Below are 19,929 nucleotides of genomic sequence, written 5' to 3' on the forward strand. Positions count from 1 at the left end.
AAAGATCTCCCCTCGGTTCTCCGAGGGGCTAGGGGCTTCAGTTGAGCCGGGCCCGGGCCGCATGGGCCTGGCGACGTACCGCCTCCGCTGTCTCCGCTGCATAGCTTGTCGAGCGGATGGCGCCGGAAGACCTGTGGACGTTGTTCCAGCGGGTGGTGCCGCCGGCGCCGGTTCGTCCGCAGGGTGGAGGGCGTCGTCGGCGGGGGACACCGCGAGGTGCTGGCCGCCTTCATCTTCGTGGCCACCTCGGGCTGCACCTGGAAACTGCCCCTCCCGCGGAGCGGGTCTGCAGACTCCGGCGTTGTCGGGGTGTGTCAGGTTCGCAGGCCGCCAGAGGCGGTGAGGCGCTCTCCGGTGACCCATGCGGCGTCGTCGGAGGCGAAGAAGACCGCCGCCCGTGCCAGATCCTTGGGCTGACCGATACGGCCCAGGGGGGTGTGCCCGATCATGTCCGTCGCGGCGTCACTGCCGATGAAGCCGGCCGCGTGGATACCTTCCGTCTCCACACCGCCAGGGGCCAGGGTGTTCACTCGGATTCCGCGAGGGCCGAGCTCGGCGGCCAGGACTCGCGTCAAGGCATCGACGGCGCCCTTCGTCGCGGCGTACACCGACATCCCCGGCACCGCGCGGGCGCTGTCCAGCGATCCGATGTTGATGACCGACCCGCCGTCGGACCCGAAGTACTTAAGGGCTTCCTGGATCGTACGGATCGGTCCGGTCACGTTGACGGAAAGCTGACGGTCGATCTCCTGCTGCGTGACGGTCTCCAGCGGCTGTGCGTGATAGACGCCGGCATTGTTGACGAGGATGTCGCACCGGCCGTACGTGTCTACGGTCCTGGCGAAGAGGCGCTCAACATCCGCGGGCACCGACACGTCGCCCTGCACGGCGATCGCGGTCCCCCCTCGTGCCTGGATGTCCTGCACCACCCGCTCGGCGCCGGCGGCACTGGAGGCGTAGTTGACCACGACCGACGCTCCGGCGCTCCCGCCCTGATGGCCACCGCTTTCGGCGGCGGCGATCCACCGGACACACCTCGGTGTGCAGCTGTTCACCCGGACACCGGGTGGAGTCACAGTGACTATGGCCGGACGCGCCTTCCTCGCCGAGGCACAGATCGCGACCACCGCGTCCCGCAGAGCCGTCCTGGCTGCCCGTGCCGCCTCCGGGGAACTGGCCGGTGAACTCATCATCGCCGTCCACATGGGCCTGGGAGCACGACAGCTCCCTCTGGCACTGGGCCGGCTCCGCCACCGCCACCCGAAACTCCAGGTCATTCTCCACGAGGAGCCCGACCCAGCGGATATGGAACGGCTGGCCCGCCAGGGAACGCTCGACATGGTCCTCGTCCACCGCATCCCCACCGGCTGCACATTCGACATCCACCCCCTGGGCGAGGAGACCTACGTCGCCGTCCTGCCCGAGGGGCACCCGCTCCTCGCCAGCGACAGGGCCCTGCGCATGGCAGACCTCGCGACGCAGGGATGGGTGCGCTTCCGCCGCGCCAGCCTGCTCGACGAATACCTCGCCAGCCTGCTCGCCGACGCGGGCATCAGCCCGCCCACGGTGGCCCGAGCGTCACAGATCTCCACCGCCGTGCGACTGGCAGCCCAGGGCCTGGGCGTCACCGTGGTTCCGGCATCGGCCGTGCCCGAAAGCTTCGAACAGCTAGCCCGCCCGTTCCTGCCTTCCCTGACCGAACCCGTCATCGTCGGTATACGCCGCCACCCAGGTTCGGCGGAGGCAGCCGTGCTCGACCACCTCCAGCGGCAGAACTGGTGCGGCACCAGCCTCCTCGCCCCGCATACCGCCCTCTGAGCCAAGGGACTCACGGGCCGTCGGCCGCGCGCTTGTCCCGGAGGGGCCGTAGCCTTGTGCACAACGTCAGGCCGGAAGCGCAGTCGATCTTCGAGCGCAACGGGGTCTACTTCCTCGTGACCTCGGGAACCACCGGCTGGAATCCGAACCAGCAGAAGTACGCGACCGCGACCAGCATGGCAGGCCCCTGGAGCAGCATGGCGAACCTCGGGGACAGCACTGCCTACAACTCGCAGGTCACGCACATTCTCCCCGTACAGGGCAGCCGCACGACCTCGTACCTTTACCTCGGCGACCGATGGGCGCAGCACTGGGGTGGCAAGCACAACGACTCCACGTACGTCTGGCTGCCGCTTCGGTTCCCGTCCAACAGGTCGCTGACGATGGCCTGGCACCCGAAAGTCACCGTCAACGCCGACACCGGCGTTGTGTGGGGCACCAGTTGATTCCGCAGCTGCGGGCCCGCCGCTCAGGTCTGCGGGAACTACTAGGCGAGGGGCAGTGGCTCCGGCTCAGGGAGCTCGGCGACCCCGGGAGCACGGCGGTGCGCCCGGGGCCCTCGCCGGGCCGTCACGCGGGGCCGGTGGCCGTGGCTGTGTTGACGAGCTTCTCGAACAGGAACTCGTGCTTGAGGAAGGACACGTCGTACTCGTGGCCAGGGTAGGGCGGGATGAGCTGCGACGCCTGGAACAGCCGCCAGCCGTCGAGCAGTGCCGTCACGCCGGTGGCGTACGGCGGCTCGTCCCCGTCCCCGGCGGTGGGGGACGTGGCGCCCGTGCCGTCGTAGCGCGCCCAGCCGATGACGCCGCTGTCGAGGGAGGAGTTGTTCAGGTAGAGGACGAGCACCTGCTGCCGGACGGTGCTGGTGAGGGCGGGCTCGGCGGTCGTGGGCTGTGTGGTCACGGTGGACAGCTCCTGGGGGTGAGGCGACGGCGGGGGAGGGGGCGGAGCCGAGGGCGGCGGGCGGGGCGGCGCTCAGGCGTCGGCGGTGGCCCTGCCGGGCCGGTTGGTCACCCGGGTCACCCAGTGGTCCAGATCGAAGGACGGGTCCCCGGTCAGCGCCCGCCACAGCCTGATGCGGTTGTGCAGCTCCAGCCGCCCGGTCGCCTGCTCGTACCACGGGAACCGGGTCCGCAGCTCCTCGGCCACCGCCGGGGCGCCGAGGTCGTCGGTGTTCCACAGGCGGACCTGCGGGACGGTCGGATTGAAGCGGATCTTGAACATGTAGCGCGGGACACCGCTGTCGTTGCGCCGGCCGCCGTGCCAGATGCCGTGGTGCAGGATCAGCACCGTGCCCGCCGGACACACCATCCGCTGCTGGCCGAGCAGGTTCTGGTACCGGCCGGTGTCGCTCTCGTTGATGCGCCGCAGATGGCTGCCCGGCACGATCAGGGTCCCGCCGGCCTCCAGCGTCACCTCGCGCGGGTAGTACATCAGCTGGACGTCGAAGGCGTCCGGTCGGACATCGATGATGGCGTCGCCGTGCAGCGGCTGGGCCCGGCCCTCCTGGGGCTGCCGGATGTGCACGGCGTGGTGGTCGATGGTGGGGTCCGGGCCCACCAGGCTGGAGAGCGCACCGGCCACGGCCGGGATGTCGAGCAGGCTGCGCGCGAAGGAGCCCTTGGGGAACGCCTCGGCGACCGGAGTGCCGTAGGGGACGGTCGGCACGCCTGCGGCGAGCACACCGAGGGCTTGGTCGTTGAGGGAGTCGGGGACGACGGAGTCGAGGCGCAGAAAGCCGTGGGCCACGAAGCGGGCCATGCGCGCCGAGGTCAGGAGCTGTTCGCGAGCGGGTCGGGCAGCCATGTTCTCCTCCGGTCGGGAGAGCGGGAGCGGGTGGTTACTCGTGGTGCGTCTCCACGACGCTAGAACGCGGCCACCCCCGGACGCGTGGGCCTTGTTCACCACTACTGGTAATTTTTCACCATGACCGGCATGACGGGAGCAGCTCCCACGTCCCAGCCGCAGCGGGTCCCGGTCCGGCTCGACTCGCCCCCGCACATCGAGGGGCTCGGCGTCGGTGTCCACGGCACGCGGCGCCCCCGTGACGTCTTCCGCCTGCCCGACCTGTGGCAGCTGCACCTCTACCGCTACACCGCCGAGCTCACGGTCGACGGCGTCGCGTACACCGTGCGGCCCGGTTACGTCAGCCTCGTCCCGCCCGGTGTCCTGGTGCGCTACCGCTATCGCGGGCGCTCCGAGCATCTGTACGCCCACCTGCGGCTACCCGACCGCGGGGCGGCCCGTTCGGTGCCGGTGGTGCAGAACGCGGGGGCCCAGACGGCCCTGCTCTCCAGCCTCCTGCTCCAGGCCATCGTGGCCGTCCCCAGGGCCCCGGCGCACGCGGTCGCCGAGGTGTGGTCAGTGCTGTGGCGTGTGGCGCAGCTGTCCGTCCCCACCGGCACGGGCGGCGGGCACCCCGCCGTCGCCGCCGCGATCGCGTACGTCGAGTCGCGTCTCGCCGAGCCGCTCACCGTGCCGGACGTGGCGCGCGGGGTGGGCGTCTCGCACAACCACCTCACCCGGCTCTTCCGGGCCGAGACCGGGGACACGGTGGTGGCCTACATCCGGCACCGCCGCATGGAGCGGGCCAGGCACCTGCTGCGCGAGACGACGCTGACGATCGCGACGATCGCGGCGTCGGTGGGGATCGCGGATCTCCAGGCGTTCAACAAGGCCTGCCGCCGCGAACTCGGCGCCTCGCCGCGGGCGATCCGCGAGGGAGCGCCCGGCTCCGGCGCCTGAGGACGTCCCCCGACGCGGCGCGCTGCCGGAGGTGCAGGCCGGATTGGCGACTGCCCGGGCGGACGAGACGGACGCCGACACCATCAGCCGCGAACTGTCCATCGCGCGCCATGCGATCGGCTGGTGGCAGCGCCGCCAGGGCTGGATCGGTTCCGATCCAACGATCGGCACAGAGTGGATTCACCGGCGGCCCGCACCGAGCAGACCACGCCCGCACCGTGGGGGCGCTGGGCGACTGTTCTGGACGACTCGCGGGACCGACTGGGAGATGCCCGGTGAACGGCTGACGCCACACCCGTTGACGCGCGGACCGGGATCACCGAAGAATGTGCGGCGCCCTTCCTCTGACAACGTTGTCCAGTCTTCGAGGTGTCGCTCAGTGTCGCACCGATTCCTGCCCCTCGGCCGCCGCCGCTTCCTGCACCTCGCCGGTCTCACGGGCGCGTTGGCCGCTCCGTCTCCGCTCACCGGAGCCGCGAGCGCCCACGCGGCGCACGGCCGCGCGGACACGCCGCCCGACGCCGTCGCGGCCACCTACCTGCGGGTGCTCCTGGACCACACCCGGTGGTCCGAGACGCAGTGGGACGAGGCCCAGGGCCACTACCGGGCCAAGGACTTCGGGTTCGCCGTGGTCCTCGGCAACGCGGTCCTGCTCACCCACGGCACCTACGACGCGGCGCGCGCGGGCATCGACCGGGAGACCCTCGAGCTGCGCACGCTCGCCACCATCCGTCACTTCGCCGCGTCGAACCGGCTCACCGGCGGCGACGAGTGGGGCCGCACGCTCTTCTTCGACACCACCTTCCAGTCGTACTTCGTCCTCGCCGCCCGGCTGCTGTGGAAGGACCTCGACACCGCGACGCGGAAGAACGTCGAGACCATCGTCCGTGAACAGGCCGCCTACACCGTGGCGTTGGGCAGTGGCGACGACCCCGCCTCGGGCGACTGGACGCCGAATGGCCTGAGCGGCGGCTACATCGGCGACACCAAGCTGGAAGAGATGGGCCTGTACGCGCAGACACTCGCACCGGCACTCGCGTGGGCCCACGACGACCCCCGCGCCGCCGACTGGGCCACGTGGTACGGCATCTGGTCGCGCAACGAGGCGGGGCTGCCGCCCGCCGACCTCGCCAACCCCGCCCGCGTGGATGGCGCCGCCGTCTCCGAGAACACCGCCCGCAACCTGTACGACACCTTCATCGTCGAGAACCACGGCTCCTTCGGCCCGCACTACCAAGAGGAGCTGTGGCGCACCTCCGGCCGCAACGCCGCGCACTTCCTGGCCGCCGGACGCCCCCTCCCGCAGGTCCTCGCACGGCAGCCGAACGCCCAGCCGCTGTGGCGCACACTGCTGGGCGTCATGAGCGACGCGGGTGAACCACTGATGCCGATGGTCAACGACCGCGAGCACCTCTATGGCAGGGACGTCATCCCGCTTGCCTTCCTCTCCCAGGTGATGCGCGACCGGTCCGCGGCGCGCGCGGAGCAGGAGCTGGCGTCGCGGCTGGAGGCGTACCAGCAGTACCCGCCCGAGCACCGGATGGCGAAGTTCTCGGGGGAACCGAAGTACGAGCCGGAGGCACGCGCCGAGATCGCGATCAGCTACCTGCTGCACGTGTGGGCGGCGGAGTCCGGGCGGCCCGTCGAGGCGCTGTCGCGCGAGGAACTGTTCGCGCGGGCCTCCGGTGTCACGGACTTCGGGACCGGCCCCGGACTGGTGTCGCACCAGTCGCCAACCGCGTGGGCCGGTGCCGTGACGAAGCCGGGGTTCGTGAAGTTCGCCTGGCAGCCGGGGCACGACGACTGGCTGTTCCGGCTCAGCGGCGCGACCCCGATGTTCCTGCCCGCCACCGCCGCGAAGGTCCAGGCCCGTACCGTGCGCGTATACGAGTCCCTGCGCGACGGCTTCGACGGCAGCGCGACGCTCCTGCGCCTCGACGGGGGCTGGGCCGGGTTCGTGACGCTCCCGACGGGCTCGATCGTCTACGCGAGCGGCGGCACCGCCGACGCGGAGGGCCACCTCGACGTGTACAACCTGACGATGCCCGGCATGCCGGGGCTCGACGGTACGCGCACCTACCGCTTCGAGGAGGGCGAGGCGACCGTCCGCGCCCGCGACACCTCCACCGGCACCCCCGCCGGACGGGTCGACGACCTCGGTTTCACACCCACGACGGTGCGCCACGTCCGCGTGCTCGGCGTGCGGCCCGACCCGGCCTACGGGTACTCCCTGTACGCCTTCGAGGTGCGCGACGGCGCCCAGGGCGCGGACCTCGCGCGCGGCGGGGCCGCCACCGCCTCCTCGGCCGACGCCGGGAAGGGCGCGCCGCTCGCGGTCGACGGCGACGCGGCTACCCGCTGGGCGGTGTCGAGGGCCGACCGTCCGCGCGCCGACAGCTGGCTGGCCGTCGACCTCGGCGCCGAACGCCGGATCGACCGGGCCACCCTGCGCTGGGAATCGGCGGCCGGCCGCGCCTACCGCATCCAGGGTTCGACGGACGGCCGGAACTGGAGGAACCTGGCGACCGGGCCGAGCCCGGCGGTGAGCAGCCGCGGCGGCTGGCTCGATGTCGAGGGACGCGCCGGGCTCGTGGTGCGTGACGGCCGGAACCCGATCGGCGTCTACGACGACAAGATCGTCCTCGGCGACGGCCCGGCGGCACCGCTCCTCGTCGAGGGCTTCCCCGGCACGTCGGCCGGGAAGCTGCGCGCGATCGCCCGGGGGACCGCACCCACGGCGGAGGCCACCGAGGTGCGCACGACGCTGACGGACGGGCACCTGACTCTGTTCAACCTCTCCGGCGAGTCCGTCAGGACGCGGATCACGATCCCGCGGACCGGTACGGACACGGCGGTCTTCGAGGGCACGCAGCGGCTGACCGCCGACGGCACGCTCTTCGAGGCCGCGCTGCCCGCCGCCACGGCGGTCGTACTGCCCCCGCGCTTCATGCTCAGCCCCCTCACGAGCCGAAGCCTGCCGTCGGGCTTACAGGTCCAGGTCGTCGACGGGGCGACCGTGCGCCTGTCCGGGGCCTCCTGCACCCTGCGCGTCCGGGCCCAGGGGCGCAGCCAGGTCGCCGTCGTCAGAGCGGACCGGACGATCACCGTCGTCCTGGACGGCGCGGCCGCCCACCCGCACGACGACTTGGCCCTCGGCAGGACCGTCTTCCCCACGAGCCCGCTGCCGGAGGGCATGTCCGACCCCGCGGCGGCGGTGGACGGCGACGCCCACACGGCGTGGCAGCCGGGCACGCGCGGCCGCATGGTCGTGGACCTCGGCGCGGCCCGCCCGGTCCGCCTGGTGGAGACCGAGTGGACGGCGGACACGGTGCCGGACGCGAAGGCCGGTTTCAGCATGGACGGCATCACCTACCGGGATGCCAGGACCCTCACCGGCCCGGGGCGCGTGCGAAGGCTGACCGCTTCCGAGACGGCCCGCTACGTCAGCCTAGAAGTCGACGCGTCGGCGCCCGCGGCGGTGTCCCGCCTGCGGCGCCTGACGGTGCGCTGAGCGCTCCGCGCCCGCCGGGCCATGCGGGGACGCTCGGTGCCTCCCCTGCTCGAACCGAAGTCGGCCACAGCGGCCCGTCCGTTGCTCGAGGACGAGACCGCTGTGGCCTCCGATGCTCACCCGCCTGCCGGTTGGTCAAATGGGCACGTCAGTGCTGCGTTTCCTCGTAGAAGTAGAGGAATGCCCCCAGTCCGTGGAGGTCGTTCGTGGCCTGAGGCCGGTTGATGTAGTACGCGTAATCTCCGACGTTGGTCCCGACGGAAATGGACGTCAGATAGGTCAGGCCGTCGCCGTGCAGCGAGATCCGGTCCAGTTCGCCACGTTTTCCCGCGTTCACTGCTGGCTGGTAGGCGTCGCGTGAGACGTATCCACGTTTGATCGCGGTATCGATTGTCTGCGTGAACATCGCCGAGCATGACGTTTCGGTCCAGTTCCCGGCGCTGCTGCCTTTGTCCACGATTTGGAACCACCGTCCGCTTGCCGGATCCTGGTAGGTGGCCATGCCGCGGACCAGGTTGCGTACGATCTTTGTCAACTGAGTCCGGCGCGGGTGATCGGACGGAATCAGGTCGAGGATCTCCGTGGCGGCGATGCCGTACCAGCCGATTGCGCGGCACCAGTACTCCGGTGCGAGTCCGGTGTCCGGGTCCGCCCATGACGCCGCTTTGGACGCGTCGTAGGCGTGTTTCATCAGGCCGTTCGGCTGCTGCAGATGGTTCGCGTAGACCACCAGCTGTTTGGTCGCGATGTCGAACGACCGGGTGCTGTCTCCGATGTACTTGCCGTACTGCGCCATGAAGGGGCCGGCCATGAACGTGCCGTCGGACCACAGCTGGTCGGCCCGGTCGGCGTTATTGGCGTGCCAGAACCCGCCGTCGCTCGTGGTCGGATATCCGGCGCCGGGAAGAAGACGGTCGTGGATCTGTTTGGCGGCCAGGCCGTACTTCACTTGGCCGGTCTCGCGGTACAGCGCGATCATCACCTGGCCGGGCATCATGCTGTCCAGGCTGTTGAAGCTGTTGTTGACGTGTCCCGAGGCATCGACGAACCGGTCGGCCCATGCCTTGATGTACGCGATCAGGGCAGCCCGGCGCGCGGGGTCCGTCGTGCGCTGTGCGAGTTGGTACTGACCCATCATGTAGAGAGCTACCGGGTAACTCCAGCCGCCGATGCTCGAGGAGGTGTACCTGCGCATGGTGGAGTCGACCACCGCGTTCGACCAGTCCGTGCTCTGTTTGTCGGAGGCGGTGAGCGAATCGAGATTGGGCAGACCGTCTGTCGTCGTACTGGCCACGCGGATCAGGTTGGTTCCCGCCCGCAGGGTCACGGGTATTCTGGCGACGGCCCAGGTGTTCCAGTCCGCGGTCGGACCGAAGTCCGGTCTGGACACCACCGCACTGTTGACGCTGACGTCGGCTTCGCGTCCTGCCGTCGTCCCGTTCGCGTAGCGCAGGGACAGCGCGGCGTCACCCGCGGCCGGTGAGTTGACGGTGAATTCGATGTAGGCGCCGACCTCGTTGGCGGTGTTGACGAAGCCTGTTCCGGTGAATCCTAAGTGGTTTGAGTCCACTGTGCCGTGGAAGATGGTCGCGTTCTCCGCTTCATGCGCGGATGATGCCGCATGGGCGGAGCCAAAGGTCACCGAGTAACTTGCGGCGAGTAATCCGATCACTGCTGCCACTACCCTTTTACGCATGGAGACTCCCTTCCCCTCTCATTCCTGACGCCCTCTTCACGGGAGCGCGCCGCCTGGGATGGTGTATTGCGCCCGCCCCGCAGCCGAGGGCCGTCGCGGCGCTGGCCGGCAGAGTGGAGCGGTGGGTGATGCCACCCGATGTGCGGTCAGCGGACATGGGAGGACCCTCACAGTAGGCGGAGGACGGCAGCCGGGCGCAGGGCCCAGGAGGGCGGGACCCGGCGGCGTGAGGGATCGTGGCTCCGCGCCGCGCGGAAGTCAAGCGGTAATACGTATTAGCACGCACGGTGCCCCGTGGCGCTCGGCCCGCTACGATGCGGCATGTGACGCAGCGCGGGAAGCGGGTTACCCAGGCCGAGGTGGCCAGGCTCGCCGGTGTCTCGCAGGCGATGGTCTCCCTCGTTCTCAACGACTCCGACGGGGCGCGGGTCGCGCCGGAAACCCGAAAGCGCGTCGAGGAAGCGCTGCGTCAGACCGGTTACACCGTGGACATCATGGGGCGGCGCCTGCGCGGCAAGTCGAACCGGATCCTCGGCGTGTTCACCTACGAGGCCGTCTTCCCCTCCGGCACGGCCGACTTCTACGGTCCGTTCCTCGGCGGTATCGAAGAGGAGTCCGAGGCGCAGGGGTTCGATCTGCTGCTGTTCACCAGTCCGGGCCGCCGACAGGGCCGGCGCAAGGTCTACGAGCAGGGTTCGAACCGGCTCGGCATTGCGGACGGTTGCATCCTGCTCGGCCGGCACACCGATCGCGACGAGCTGGACCGCCTGGTCGCCGAACGGTTCCCGTTCGTGTTCATCGGCCGGCGCGAGTCGTCCGCCGGGCCGGTGAGCTATGTCGGTGCCGACTACGCCGCGGCCACGGCGGCTCTGTACGAGCGTCTGTGGTCGCTCGGCCATCGCCGAGTGGCGCTCGTCGGTTATCGAGAGGAGAGCGAGTCGACGGCCGACCGGCGTGCCGGATACCTGCGCGCGTGCCGACGGCACCGCAAGACGCCGCTTGCTCTCACCGACGCCGACCCGTCCTCGGTCTTCGACCGGTTGCGTTCCGACGAGGTGACCGCGGCCCTGGTGGAGACCACGGAGATGGCGGCCGCCTTGCGCGCGCTGTGCGCGGACTCCGGGCTCCGCGTGCCGGACGCTCTGTCGATCGGCGTGCTGGGCGACACAGATCCCACGCAGACGTCGACCTGGCCGCTGCGGACGAATCCCGAGGTGGACTGGGCCACCTTCCGGATCCCCCGTCGTGAGATGGGCGCCCGTGCGGTGCGCACCCTGGTCTCGATGCTGCGCGGCGACGTGCCGCCCGGCCCGAAGACGCGGGTCCTGCTCCCGTGCGTGCTTGTCGACGGTACGACCGTGGCCGAGGCACCCCGCGCGCGGCGCTGACCTGCGCAGACAGACCCGCTACGGGGGCGGTGCGGGAAAGGTGATGCCACACAGCCTGCGGATCTCATCCATCGCCCGGAGCGTGACGACGGAATCCTCCAGAGACCGCAACGGGGTCTCCCGCAGGCCCGCGGAGATGCACCGGGCCACCTCGGCGGCCTCGAAGTACAGGGCGTCGTGGGCGCTTCGCGGTTCGGTGTACGTCAGCGGTGTGCCGCTGCCCGAGGGGGTGAGGACGAGGTCGCCGGGCTGGTAGAAGGGGCCGGGCAGGCTGAGGGTGGCCCGGGTGCCGGCGAGGGTGGCGGTGGTGGGGGTGTCGCTGAACAACGTGGTGTGCAGGACGGCCTGACTGCCGTTCGGGCCCCGGAGGATCGCCGCCGTCTGGCCGTTCACGCCCGTGGGGTGGGGCTGGCCCGAGGCCAGTGTCTCGGCCGGTGCGCCCAGGGCCCAGGTGGCCAGGGAGACGGGGTAGGTGCCGAGGTCCAGCAACGGGCCGCCCGCCAGTTCGGGGCGCAGGATGCGGTGTTCGGAGGTGAAGTGCTCGCCGATGTCCGCCAGCACGGTGTGGATCTCGCCGAGGGCACCGGAGCCGAGGATCTGGCGGATGATGTCGAACTTGGGCAGGAAGAACGTCCACAGTGCCTCGGCGCAGAACAGGTTCCGCCCGGCGGCGAGTTCGGCGATCTCGGCCGCCTGGGCGGCGTCCAGCCCGAGCGGCTTCTCCACGAGGATGTGCTTGCCGCCCTCCAGCGCGATCCGGGCACAGGCGAGATGGGCGGTGTGCTCGGTGGCGATGTACACGACGTCGACGTCGGGCGCGGCGGCGAGGTCCTCGTACGAGCCGTACGACCCGGGAATGCCGTGGCGGCCCGCGAAGTCCCCGGCGCGGGCGGCATCGCGGGAGGCCACGGCTGTGAACCGCTGGCGGGTGTGGCTCCGGACGGACTGGACGAAACGCTCCGCGATCCAGCCGGTGCCCATGACGCCCCAGCGCAGGGCGGGGGCCTCCATCGGGTCCGGAGTGCGGGCGACGGGCAGGGCGAGAGGCAGGGCGGTGGGAGTGGCAGGCATCGGTCAGACCTCCGGGACCTGCACGGGTACGGTCCTGCCACCGTCCTCCATGGACGCGATGACGGCCTCGGCCACCGCGGATGCCACCAGCCCGTCATGGGCCGTGGCCATCGGCGACGAGGCTCCCGAACGCACGGCATCGGTCCAGGCCTGGAGTTCGAGCCGGTAGGCGTCCGCGAACCGGGGCCGCCAGTCGGCGGGGTAGCCGCTGGACCGGGCCCGGGCCGAGTCCGCCACGATCCGGGCCGGATGGGTGAGGGCGACGGTGCCGTGTTCGCCCACCACCTCGCAGCGGATGTCGTAGCCGTAGCGGGCGTTGAGGAAGACCTCGACGGTGGTGAGGGCGCCGTCGGCCGTGCGCAGCAGGATCAGCTGAGGGTCCCGCAAGCCGGACACCGCCGCCGTGGAGCGTGGCGCATGCCAGTTGACCTCGGTGACGGGCGAGTCGAGCAGCCACGGCACGGTGTCGAATTCGTGGATGGCGGACCCGGTGATGCTCAGCTCATCGGTGCAGCCGGGGGCGGAGGACACGCCCCGGCTGACGCAGCGCACGAGCAGCGGGCTGCCGCAGTCCCCGGCGGAGACGGCGGACTTGAGTTCCGTGTAGGCGGGGTCGAAGCGGCGCATGAACCCGAGCGAGATCAGTCCCCCTCCGGCCCGCCGCTCCTCCCGGACGACCCGCACGCACTCCTCGAGCGTGGGGGCGAGCGGCTTCTCGCACAGCACCGGCTTCCCGGTCCGTACCGCGGCGAGGGACAGGTCGGCGTGGGTGGTGTCGTGCGAGGCGATGACGACCGCGTCGACCTCCGGGTCGTCGATCACCGCGTAGGCATCGTCGGTGGCCCGGGCGCCGGGCATGGTGCCCGCGACGGAGGCCGCGCGTTCCTTGTCGATGTCCGCGACCAGCGTGACCTCGGCGCCGGAGACATGGTGGTGGAGCGTGGCGGCGTGGTCGGCGCCCATGTTGCCCGCGCCGATCACGCCGATGCGTACGCCGCTCATGCCAGGTTCACCCACGCTCCGCTGTCGACGGACAGCGTCATGGCGTCCAGTACGGCCGCGCTGTGCACGGCGTCGTCCAGGGTGGCCCCGTACGGCCTGCCCTCGGCGATCGAGCGCAGAAAGCGGTACGCCTCGATCACCTTGAGGTCGTCGTAGCCCATGCTGGTCGCCGCGCCCGGCTGGAAGGCGGCGTATTCACCGGCGCCGGGGCCGACGTGCACCGTGCTGACCGGCTGGTCCTGGTAGGTAGTGCCGCGGCTCACGCCCAGCTCGTTCATCCGGCGGAAGTCCCAGAACACCGCGCCCTTGGTGCCGTGCACCTCGAAGCCGTAGTTGTTCTGCTCGCCGACCGAGACCCGGCTGGCTTCCAGCACACCGCGCGCACCGGAGGCGAAGCGCAGCAGACAGTTGACGTAGTCCTCGTTCTCGACCGGGCCGAGTTCGCCGCCGGTGGCCAGGGTGTGACCGGCGGTGGCACCGGTCGGGCGGGCCCGCTCGGGAACGAAGACCGCGGTGTCGGCGGTCAGGGCGGCGATGTCGCCCACCAGGAACCGGGCCAGGTCCACGCCGTGCGAGGCCAGGTCGCCCAGCACTCCGCTGCCCCCGCGCGCCCGCTCGTACCGCCAGGTGAGCGCGCCGTCCGGGTGGGCCGCGTAGTCGCTGAAGAGACGGACGCGGGCGTGGGTGACCGTGCCCAGTTCACCGGAGGCGATGAGTTCGCGGGCCGCTTCGACGGCGGGTGCGTTGCGGTAGTTGAAGCCCACCGCCCCCTGTACACCGGCCGCGGCGACGGCGTCGGCCACCGCGCGGGCGTCGTCCGTGGTCAGGCCGACCGGCTTCTCGATCCAGATGTGCTTACCGGCCTCGGCCATCGCGACGCCGATCTCGCGGTGCAGGAAGTTCGGCGCGGTGATGCTGACGGCCTGCACCCGCGGGTCCTTCGCGACCTCGCGCCAGTCGCGGGTGGCCGAGGCGAACCCGAACTGCGCCGCGGCCTCCTCGGCCCGGCCGGGCACCGCCTCCGCCACGGAGATCAGCTGTGGGCGCGCGCCCACGTGCGGGAAGTGGTGCGGGACACGGGTGTATGCCTGGGTGTGCACCCGGCCCATCCAGCCGAATCCCACGACGGCGACGCCGAGCGTGCTTGCCATGACTGCCCTTCATTGGACCGTTCCATTCTTGCTCCACCACACCCTGAGTCCCGTCCTCCCTCGTGTCAATGCCTTTGACACCCGCCACCGGCCTGTGGAACGGTCCATCCATGAGACCTCCGACGATCCGTGACGTGGCCGAACGGGTCGGCGTGTCGAAATCGCTGGTCTCCCTGGTGCTGCGCGGCTCCGAGCAGGTGAGCCCCGAGAAGCGGCAGGCCGTGCTGGCCGCCGTCGAGGATCTCGGCTACCGGCCCAACGCCGCCGCGCGCAGTCTGAGCGAGCGCCGCACCCGCTCGGTCGGCGTGCTGCTGAACGACATGCGCAACCCCTGGTTCGTGGAGCTGCTGGACGGCATGAACTCCCGCCTCCACGACAGCGGCCTGCACATGCTGCTCGCCGACGGCCACCTCAACCGTCGGCTCGGCGAGGACCTCACCCGCACCTTCACCGAACTGCGGGTCGACGGGCTGATAGCCGTGGGCACCCTGCCCCCCTCGAACGTGCTGCGCGCCGCGGCCACCCATATCCCCACCGTGGTGGCGGGCGCCCGCGAACCGGTGCTGCCCCGCGTCGACGTCGTGGCCAACGACGACGAGCACGGGGCGCGCCTGGCCACCGAGCACCTCATCGGACTCGGCCACCGCCGCATCGCCCACATCGCCGGTCAGGGCGTCGTCGGCGAGCTGCGCCGCCGCAGCTTCGAGACGGTCATGCGCGAGCACGGCCTCGCCGGCACGGCGCTCGTCGAGCAGGGCGACCTGACCGAAGAAGGCGGCTACCGGGCCATGGTCCGACTGCTCGGCTCCACACCGCGGCCGAGCGCGGTTTTCGCCTTCAACGACATCGCCTGCGTCGGCGCCCTCTCGGCAGCCGAGGAGTCGGGTCTGCGGGTCCCGCGCGACCTCTCCCTCATCGGATACGACAACACCTACCTCTCACGCCTGCGGCACCTGTGGCTGACCACGGTGGACAACGCCAGCCATGACGTCGGCCGCCGTGCCGCGCAACACCTCCTGGACCGGATCGAGGATCCGGCGCGTCCGGCGGAGACCGTCCTCTCACCGCCGACCCTCGAAGTACGGGGCACCACGGCGCCGCCCGCGACCGACGCGGACTGAGGGGCGTCGCTCACTCAGCCGATCGCGGCTGCGTTGTGGACCAGCCGGTCAGGGCGCCGCGCAGGGCGGCCACCAGACGGGTGGCGGCCTCCTGCTCGGTGCGTCCGCTCTTGATGAGGTCGAGGATGTCGCGTGGGTCGAACAACGCGTTCCACAGGTACAGGGCTTCGTCCCCGAGGTCGCCGAGGCCGAGTTCCTCGGTGGTCTGCCGCAGTGGCTCGGCGAGCGCCTCGGCCTGCGGGGCGAGGTAGCCGGTCCCTTCCCGCAGCCGCTCGAGGTAGCCGCGGTGCGAACGCATCTGCGCCATCGCGCCGCCGTGCTCCAGGACGAGGGACACCCAGCAGCGCGATACCGCCTCGAGTCTCGCCATGCCCCACGTGGGCTGCTGTGCGCTGAAGTCACTAAGCTCGGAGCCCACTTCGGCGCGGAAGGCGTGCAGGATCTCCTCGACGGAGGAGAAGTGCCGGTAGGCCGTCGCGGTGGACACCTCGGCGTGCTTGGCGATCTCGGCCAGGCTGACCGGCGTCGGCGAGTTCTCGAACAGCCGCGCGGCAGCCCTGATGAGGTACCTGCGGTTGCGTTCGGTGTCACTGCGCATGGGCCGATGCCCCGTTGCCTGCGAGACGGCGTTCATCGAAGAGCCGCGAGGCCGTGGGCGAGTCGGCGGACGCCCTCGGTGATGGCCTGCGGGCCGGCGGCGTACGACAGCCGGAGGTGCCCCTCGCCCCGGGCTCCGAACTCGCTTCCGGGCCGGACGGCGACGCCGTGCGTGCGCAGCGCCGCTACGACCTCCACGGAGGGCAAGTCGAGGTCGTAGCGCGGGAACTGGTAGAAGGCTCCCTCCGGAGCGCTGAGGGTGAGGCCGGGGATCGCGGCCAGTTCTGTGCGCATGATCTCGCCGCGCCGCTCGTACGCGGCGCGCATGCGGGCGATGTCTTCGTCGCAGCTCTGGACCGCGGCGAGGGCGGCGTCCTGGACGACGGTGTTCGCGGAGCCGTTGAAGGTGTGGTGAATGCGGGCGGACGCCTGGATGAGCTGCGCCGGTCCCCAGAGGTAGCCGACGCGCCAGCCGGTCATCGCGTAACTCTTGGAGAAGGTCTGGCAGTAGACGGTGCGGTCGCGCAGGCCGTCGATCGAGATCGTCGAGGTGAAGGGCCTGCCGGTGTAGTCGAGGTCGGAGTATGCCTCGTCGGAGATGACGATCGTGGAGGTGCCGTCGAGCAACTCGGCGAGCGCGTCGAGTTCGTCGCGGCTGTGCACGATTCCGGTCGGGTTGCCGGGGTTGCAGAAGACGAAGAGCTTGGCGTCGGTGAGGGCGTCGGCGAGCCGGTCGAGGTCCCAGTGCAGATCCGGCGCGAGCGGGACGGGTACGACCGTGCCTCCGGCCATGCTGACCAGGTCCGCGTAGAGGGAGTAGGTGGGGTCGGGGATGACCACCTTGTCGCCGGGGTCGACGATGCCGAGGATCGAGGCGGCGAGCCCGGCGGTGCCGCCCTGGGTGATCAGGATGTCGGAGGCGGAGACCGGTGCCCCGGCGATGCCGGTGAGCTTTTCGGCGAGCGCTTCACGCAAGGCGGGTTCGCCGAGCAGCGGTGCGTAGTGGGTGCGTCCGGCGCGCAGCGAGGCGTGGGCCGCCTCGGTCACCGACTGGGGTGTGTCGAAGTCGGGTTCGCCCATGGCCAGGGAGACCAGGTCGCCCTTCGACTGCGGTTGCTGTGTGCGGCGGGAGGCGGCGGCGATCCGGGCGACGGCCTCCGCGGTGGCGAACAGGGTCGGCTGCGTGGTGATGGTGGGCGGCATGCGCTCCTCCTGGGGGCGGGTTGGTCAGTCCTGCGGTGCGGCGTCGGCGGGTGCGCCCGCCCAACGGCTGATCTCTAGGTCGGCGGAGGTGTCGCGCTGGCGGGTGGGGGCGACGACGATCTCCTGGAGGACGACGCGCTGGGGGAGGGCGACGGCGAGGCGGATGGCCTCGGCCACGTCCTCGGGCTGCACCATGCCGGCGCGTTCCTCCGGCGCCGGGGGCCGGGCGCGGTTGTCGAGGATGGGGGTGTCCGCCTCGCCGGGCAGCACGGTGATCGCCCGCAGCCCCTGGTTGCGGAAGGTGTTGTGCAGGAACGTCATGAAGTTGCGGACCCCGGCCTTGGCCGCGCCGTAGGCGGCGCCGCCGAGCAGGTTGGGGTTGACGGCCGCGAGCGAGGAGACGGTGACGATGGTCCCGGTGCCGCGGCCGAGCATGTCGGGCAGCACGGCCTGGGTGAGCTGGAAGACCGCCGTGAGGTTCACGTCGAGGACCTGGCGCCACTCGTCGTGCGGGAGCCATTGCGGGTTGAGCACCGATGATGCGCTGCCCGCGTTGTTGACGAGGACGTCGACCGGTCCGAGTTCGGAGCGGACCCGGTCGAGAACTCGGGTGACGTCGTCCGCTCGGGTGATGTCCGCGGCGATGGCGAGGGCGGTCCCGCCCTCGGCGCGGATCGTGGCCGCGACGTCGTCGAGTGCCGCCTGCCTGCGGCCGATGAGCACGACGGAAGCGCCGTCCCGGGCCAGCAGCCGTGCGGTCTCGAGTCCCATCCCGCTGCCCGCTCCCGTGATGAGCGCGGTCCTTCCGGCCGACGTCGCCACCGTTCCTCCTCCATGACTGACATGAGATTGATTTTTCAAGTGAGAATACATTCTCAGTTAGAACGGGGCAAGGATGCCGTAAAGCCGAGAGCACCGAATGCCTCCGTGGCCGCGTGTTCCAGTGCGCGCACCTCCGCCTCGCGCCGCGCGAAGCGGCGCAGCGAGCTCTCGCGGTCGGTCCAGCGGAACCGCAGCTCCCGCCCCGGACCGGCCTGCCCGAGCAAGGGCAGGGACACCCGCGAGGCGACACCGACGATCGGGTAGCCGGCGGTCAGGCTCCGGTAGCGACCGAGCACGATCAGCTCGTCCGCGTGCGGGATCTGCAGTGCGCCGACGGGCACCCCGTGCGACACGATCTCGGTGTCGGTGTCCGGGTGGCGCACCGGCCCGTCGAGCCGCAGCCCGACGTGGTTGGAGCGGTTGGTGACGACGTACGTCGCCTCCTCGATCACCTCACGAATACCGGCGATCGTGTCGATCCCCCGAGTCGGGACGACATCGATGTCCCAGGGCCCGGCGTCGAAGCGCGGGACCGGAACGGGAAGCCGGAACAGCGGTGCTCCGAACAGCCGACGGCCGAACCCCCGGAATTCCGTGTCCAGGAGGACGCACGAGCCGCGGACGACGGCCTGCCCGAACCCCATGCGGGCGTCCGGGGCGGCGCTGCCCAACAGGGTCTCCGCGGTCAGCGCGCCGTTCACGGCCAGATAGGTACGGGTCCCTCGGCTCACGTCCCCGTGTACCCGTACCTCGTGGCCCGCCGGTACCACCAGCGGGGACCAGCTCTCGACGGGCCCGCCGCCCACGGTGACCCGGGCGGCGGCACCGGTCACGGCGAGCAGGACGTCGGCGTCGGGCACGAGCGCGAGTTCGCCGCCGAGGTTCTCGATCAGGGTCGCCCCGCGGGGGTTGCCCACGAGGAGGTTGGCGACGGCCGCCGAGTGCTGGTCGGCCGCGCCGCCGGTGGGGACGCCGCGCCGCTCCGTGTCGCGACGGCCGAGGTCCTGGAACGTCGTGATCCATCCGGTGCCGGTGATCTCGAGCGCCACGGTCTTCATACGGATTCCCCCACCGGCAACAGGAAACCGGCCCCCAGGACCGCGGCCTCGTCCCGGGTGACGGGGACGAACCGTACGAGGTCGCCGGTGCCGAACGAGACGGGGTCCGGTCGGGAGATGTCGACGATGGTGCGCGGGGTGCGCCCGACCACGCGCCAGCCGGTCGGGCCGGGGAACGGCTGGATGATCGCGTGGGTACCGGCGATCATGATCGCTCCGGGGGCGACATCGGTCCGGGGCTCGGCGAGCCTGCGCACCGGCCTGGGCACCTTGAGCCCGTCCATCATCGGGGCCATCGCCGCGCCGAGGAGGGAGATCGTGAAGCTGGACTCCGCGATCGCCTCGACGACCTCGGCGGGGGCCAGGCCCATGTCGTCGGCGACGGAGGCCAGATCGGGGCCGGTCTCGTCGTCGAAGACCACGGGAATGGCGAACTGCCGGACCGCCCGCAGGCCCTCCGGACCGTCCGACGGCGCCGGGGCCCACCCCGCCAGCAGCCGGGCCGCGTACTCCACGTGCTCGAGCGCGGTCGTCAGCGGGTCGAACTCGATGAGCAGGGACTCCAGACCGGAGACGACGTCCAGCACGCCGTGGGGTCGGTGGGCCAGGAACCGTTCGCGGAAGGCGACGATTCCGGACGTGCGGATGGCCTGGTCGGCATGGGGGATGGTCACCATCACCGCCGAGTCCCCGAAGGGCTCGACGGTGAGGGCACCGTACTGTGCTGTGGTCATCGCCTGATGGGC

18 protein-coding genes and 1 pseudogene are annotated in these 19,929 nt (G+C 71.0%); 7 read left to right on the forward strand and 12 right to left on the reverse strand.

Going from position 1 to position 19,929, the window contains the following annotated elements; translation table 11 throughout:
* Positions 1-116 precede the first annotated feature (116 nt).
* Positions 117-327, forward strand: a pseudogene (locus ACZ59A_RS29950) (transposase); the annotation flags it as partial.
* Here the strand turns inward: ACZ59A_RS29950 and ACZ59A_RS29955 are convergent.
* On the reverse strand, positions 315-1,193 hold the full coding sequence (locus ACZ59A_RS29955; protein WP_470964821.1) for an SDR family NAD(P)-dependent oxidoreductase: 879 nt from the start codon (positions 1,191-1,193) through the stop codon (positions 315-317). The pseudogene ACZ59A_RS29950 and the gene ACZ59A_RS29955 sit on opposite strands and share 13 nt — an antisense overlap.
* Here ACZ59A_RS29955 and ACZ59A_RS29960 point away from each other — a divergent pair.
* Positions 1,084-1,818, forward strand: coding sequence for a LysR family transcriptional regulator substrate-binding protein (locus tag ACZ59A_RS29960; protein ID WP_470964824.1), 735 nt, complete (start codon positions 1,084-1,086; stop codon positions 1,816-1,818). The two genes, ACZ59A_RS29955 and ACZ59A_RS29960, sit on opposite strands and share 110 nt — an antisense overlap.
* Positions 1,819-1,874: 56 nt before the next feature.
* Positions 1,875-2,264, forward strand: a complete 390-nt coding sequence (locus tag ACZ59A_RS29965) for a glycoside hydrolase family protein (protein ID WP_470964827.1) — start codon at positions 1,875-1,877, stop codon at positions 2,262-2,264.
* 124 nt (positions 2,265-2,388) lie between these two features.
* On the opposite strand, the gene ACZ59A_RS29970 is transcribed toward ACZ59A_RS29965, so the two are convergent.
* Together ACZ59A_RS29970 and ACZ59A_RS29975 are read right to left on the reverse strand one after the other, a co-directional pair.
* Positions 2,389-2,721: a hypothetical protein gene (locus ACZ59A_RS29970; protein WP_470964830.1), complete on the reverse strand. Its 333-nt coding sequence runs from the start codon at positions 2,719-2,721 to the stop codon at positions 2,389-2,391.
* 72 nt (positions 2,722-2,793) lie between these two features.
* Positions 2,794-3,624 carry a phytanoyl-CoA dioxygenase family protein gene (locus ACZ59A_RS29975; protein ID WP_470964833.1) on the reverse strand — a complete coding sequence of 277 codons (831 nt, stop codon included), beginning with the start codon at positions 3,622-3,624 and terminating at the stop codon, positions 2,794-2,796.
* A 129-nt stretch (positions 3,625-3,753) separates the two neighbouring features.
* Here ACZ59A_RS29975 and ACZ59A_RS29980 point away from each other — a divergent pair, with 129 nt between their 5' ends.
* Positions 3,754-4,563: a helix-turn-helix domain-containing protein gene (locus ACZ59A_RS29980; protein ID WP_470964836.1), complete on the forward strand. Its 810-nt coding sequence runs from the start codon at positions 3,754-3,756 to the stop codon at positions 4,561-4,563.
* A gap of 379 nt (positions 4,564-4,942) precedes the next feature.
* On the forward strand, positions 4,943-8,074 hold the full coding sequence (locus ACZ59A_RS29985) for a discoidin domain-containing protein (RefSeq protein WP_470964839.1): 3,132 nt from the start codon (positions 4,943-4,945) through the stop codon (positions 8,072-8,074).
* A gap of 148 nt (positions 8,075-8,222) precedes the next feature.
* Here the strand turns inward: ACZ59A_RS29985 and ACZ59A_RS29990 are convergent, their stop codons facing one another.
* A complete protein-coding gene (locus tag ACZ59A_RS29990) occupies positions 8,223-9,770 on the reverse strand; it encodes a glycoside hydrolase family 88 protein (RefSeq protein WP_470964843.1) in 1,548 nt (515 codons plus the stop codon).
* A 323-nt stretch (positions 9,771-10,093) separates the two neighbouring features.
* Here ACZ59A_RS29990 and ACZ59A_RS29995 point away from each other — a divergent pair, with 323 nt between their 5' ends.
* Positions 10,094-11,158 (forward strand): LacI family DNA-binding transcriptional regulator, encoded by a 1,065-nt coding sequence (locus ACZ59A_RS29995; protein WP_470964846.1) that lies wholly within the window; start codon positions 10,094-10,096, stop codon positions 11,156-11,158.
* 18 nt (positions 11,159-11,176) lie between these two features.
* Here the strand turns inward: ACZ59A_RS29995 and ACZ59A_RS30000 are convergent, their stop codons facing one another.
* Genes ACZ59A_RS30000 through ACZ59A_RS30010 form a run of 3 tightly spaced genes read right to left on the reverse strand, consistent with a single transcriptional unit; the run spans position 11,177 to position 14,382 of the window.
* Positions 11,177-12,229, reverse strand: coding sequence for a Gfo/Idh/MocA family protein (locus tag ACZ59A_RS30000; protein ID WP_470964849.1), 1,053 nt, complete (start codon positions 12,227-12,229; stop codon positions 11,177-11,179).
* Between the two features lie 3 nt (positions 12,230-12,232).
* On the reverse strand, positions 12,233-13,231 hold the full coding sequence (locus tag ACZ59A_RS30005) for a Gfo/Idh/MocA family oxidoreductase (protein WP_470964852.1): 999 nt from the start codon (positions 13,229-13,231) through the stop codon (positions 12,233-12,235).
* Positions 13,228-14,382: a Gfo/Idh/MocA family protein gene (locus tag ACZ59A_RS30010; RefSeq protein WP_470964855.1), complete on the reverse strand. Its 1,155-nt coding sequence runs from the start codon at positions 14,380-14,382 to the stop codon at positions 13,228-13,230. The genes ACZ59A_RS30005 and ACZ59A_RS30010 overlap by 4 nt, the downstream gene beginning before the upstream one ends.
* Before the next feature lie 110 nt (positions 14,383-14,492).
* On the opposite strand from ACZ59A_RS30010, the gene ACZ59A_RS30015 reads away from it, so the two are divergent.
* Positions 14,493-15,503 (forward strand): LacI family DNA-binding transcriptional regulator, encoded by a 1,011-nt coding sequence (locus tag ACZ59A_RS30015; RefSeq protein WP_470964858.1) that lies wholly within the window; start codon positions 14,493-14,495, stop codon positions 15,501-15,503.
* Between the two features lie 10 nt (positions 15,504-15,513).
* Here the strand turns inward: ACZ59A_RS30015 and ACZ59A_RS30020 are convergent, their stop codons facing one another.
* Genes ACZ59A_RS30020 through ACZ59A_RS30040 form a run of 5 tightly spaced genes read right to left on the reverse strand, consistent with a single transcriptional unit; the run spans position 15,514 to position 19,917 of the window.
* Complete coding sequence (locus tag ACZ59A_RS30020) at positions 15,514-16,101, reverse strand: TetR/AcrR family transcriptional regulator (RefSeq protein ID WP_470964862.1); 588 nt, start codon at positions 16,099-16,101, stop codon at positions 15,514-15,516.
* Between the two features lie 32 nt (positions 16,102-16,133).
* Complete coding sequence (locus tag ACZ59A_RS30025; RefSeq protein WP_470964865.1) at positions 16,134-17,303, reverse strand: pyridoxal phosphate-dependent aminotransferase; 1,170 nt, start codon at positions 17,301-17,303, stop codon at positions 16,134-16,136.
* Between the two features lie 24 nt (positions 17,304-17,327).
* Positions 17,328-18,125: an SDR family oxidoreductase gene (locus tag ACZ59A_RS30030; RefSeq protein ID WP_470964868.1), complete on the reverse strand. Its 798-nt coding sequence runs from the start codon at positions 18,123-18,125 to the stop codon at positions 17,328-17,330.
* Between the two features lie 53 nt (positions 18,126-18,178).
* Complete coding sequence (locus tag ACZ59A_RS30035) at positions 18,179-19,183, reverse strand: 5-oxoprolinase subunit C family protein (RefSeq protein ID WP_470964871.1); 1,005 nt, start codon at positions 19,181-19,183, stop codon at positions 18,179-18,181.
* Positions 19,180-19,917 (reverse strand): 5-oxoprolinase subunit B family protein, encoded by a 738-nt coding sequence (locus ACZ59A_RS30040; protein ID WP_470964874.1) that lies wholly within the window; start codon positions 19,915-19,917, stop codon positions 19,180-19,182. Before ACZ59A_RS30040 ends, ACZ59A_RS30035 begins: the two co-directional genes overlap by 4 nt.
* Positions 19,918-19,929 lie beyond the last annotated feature (12 nt).

Source organism: Streptomyces sp. NPDC040405 (assembly GCF_055595765.1).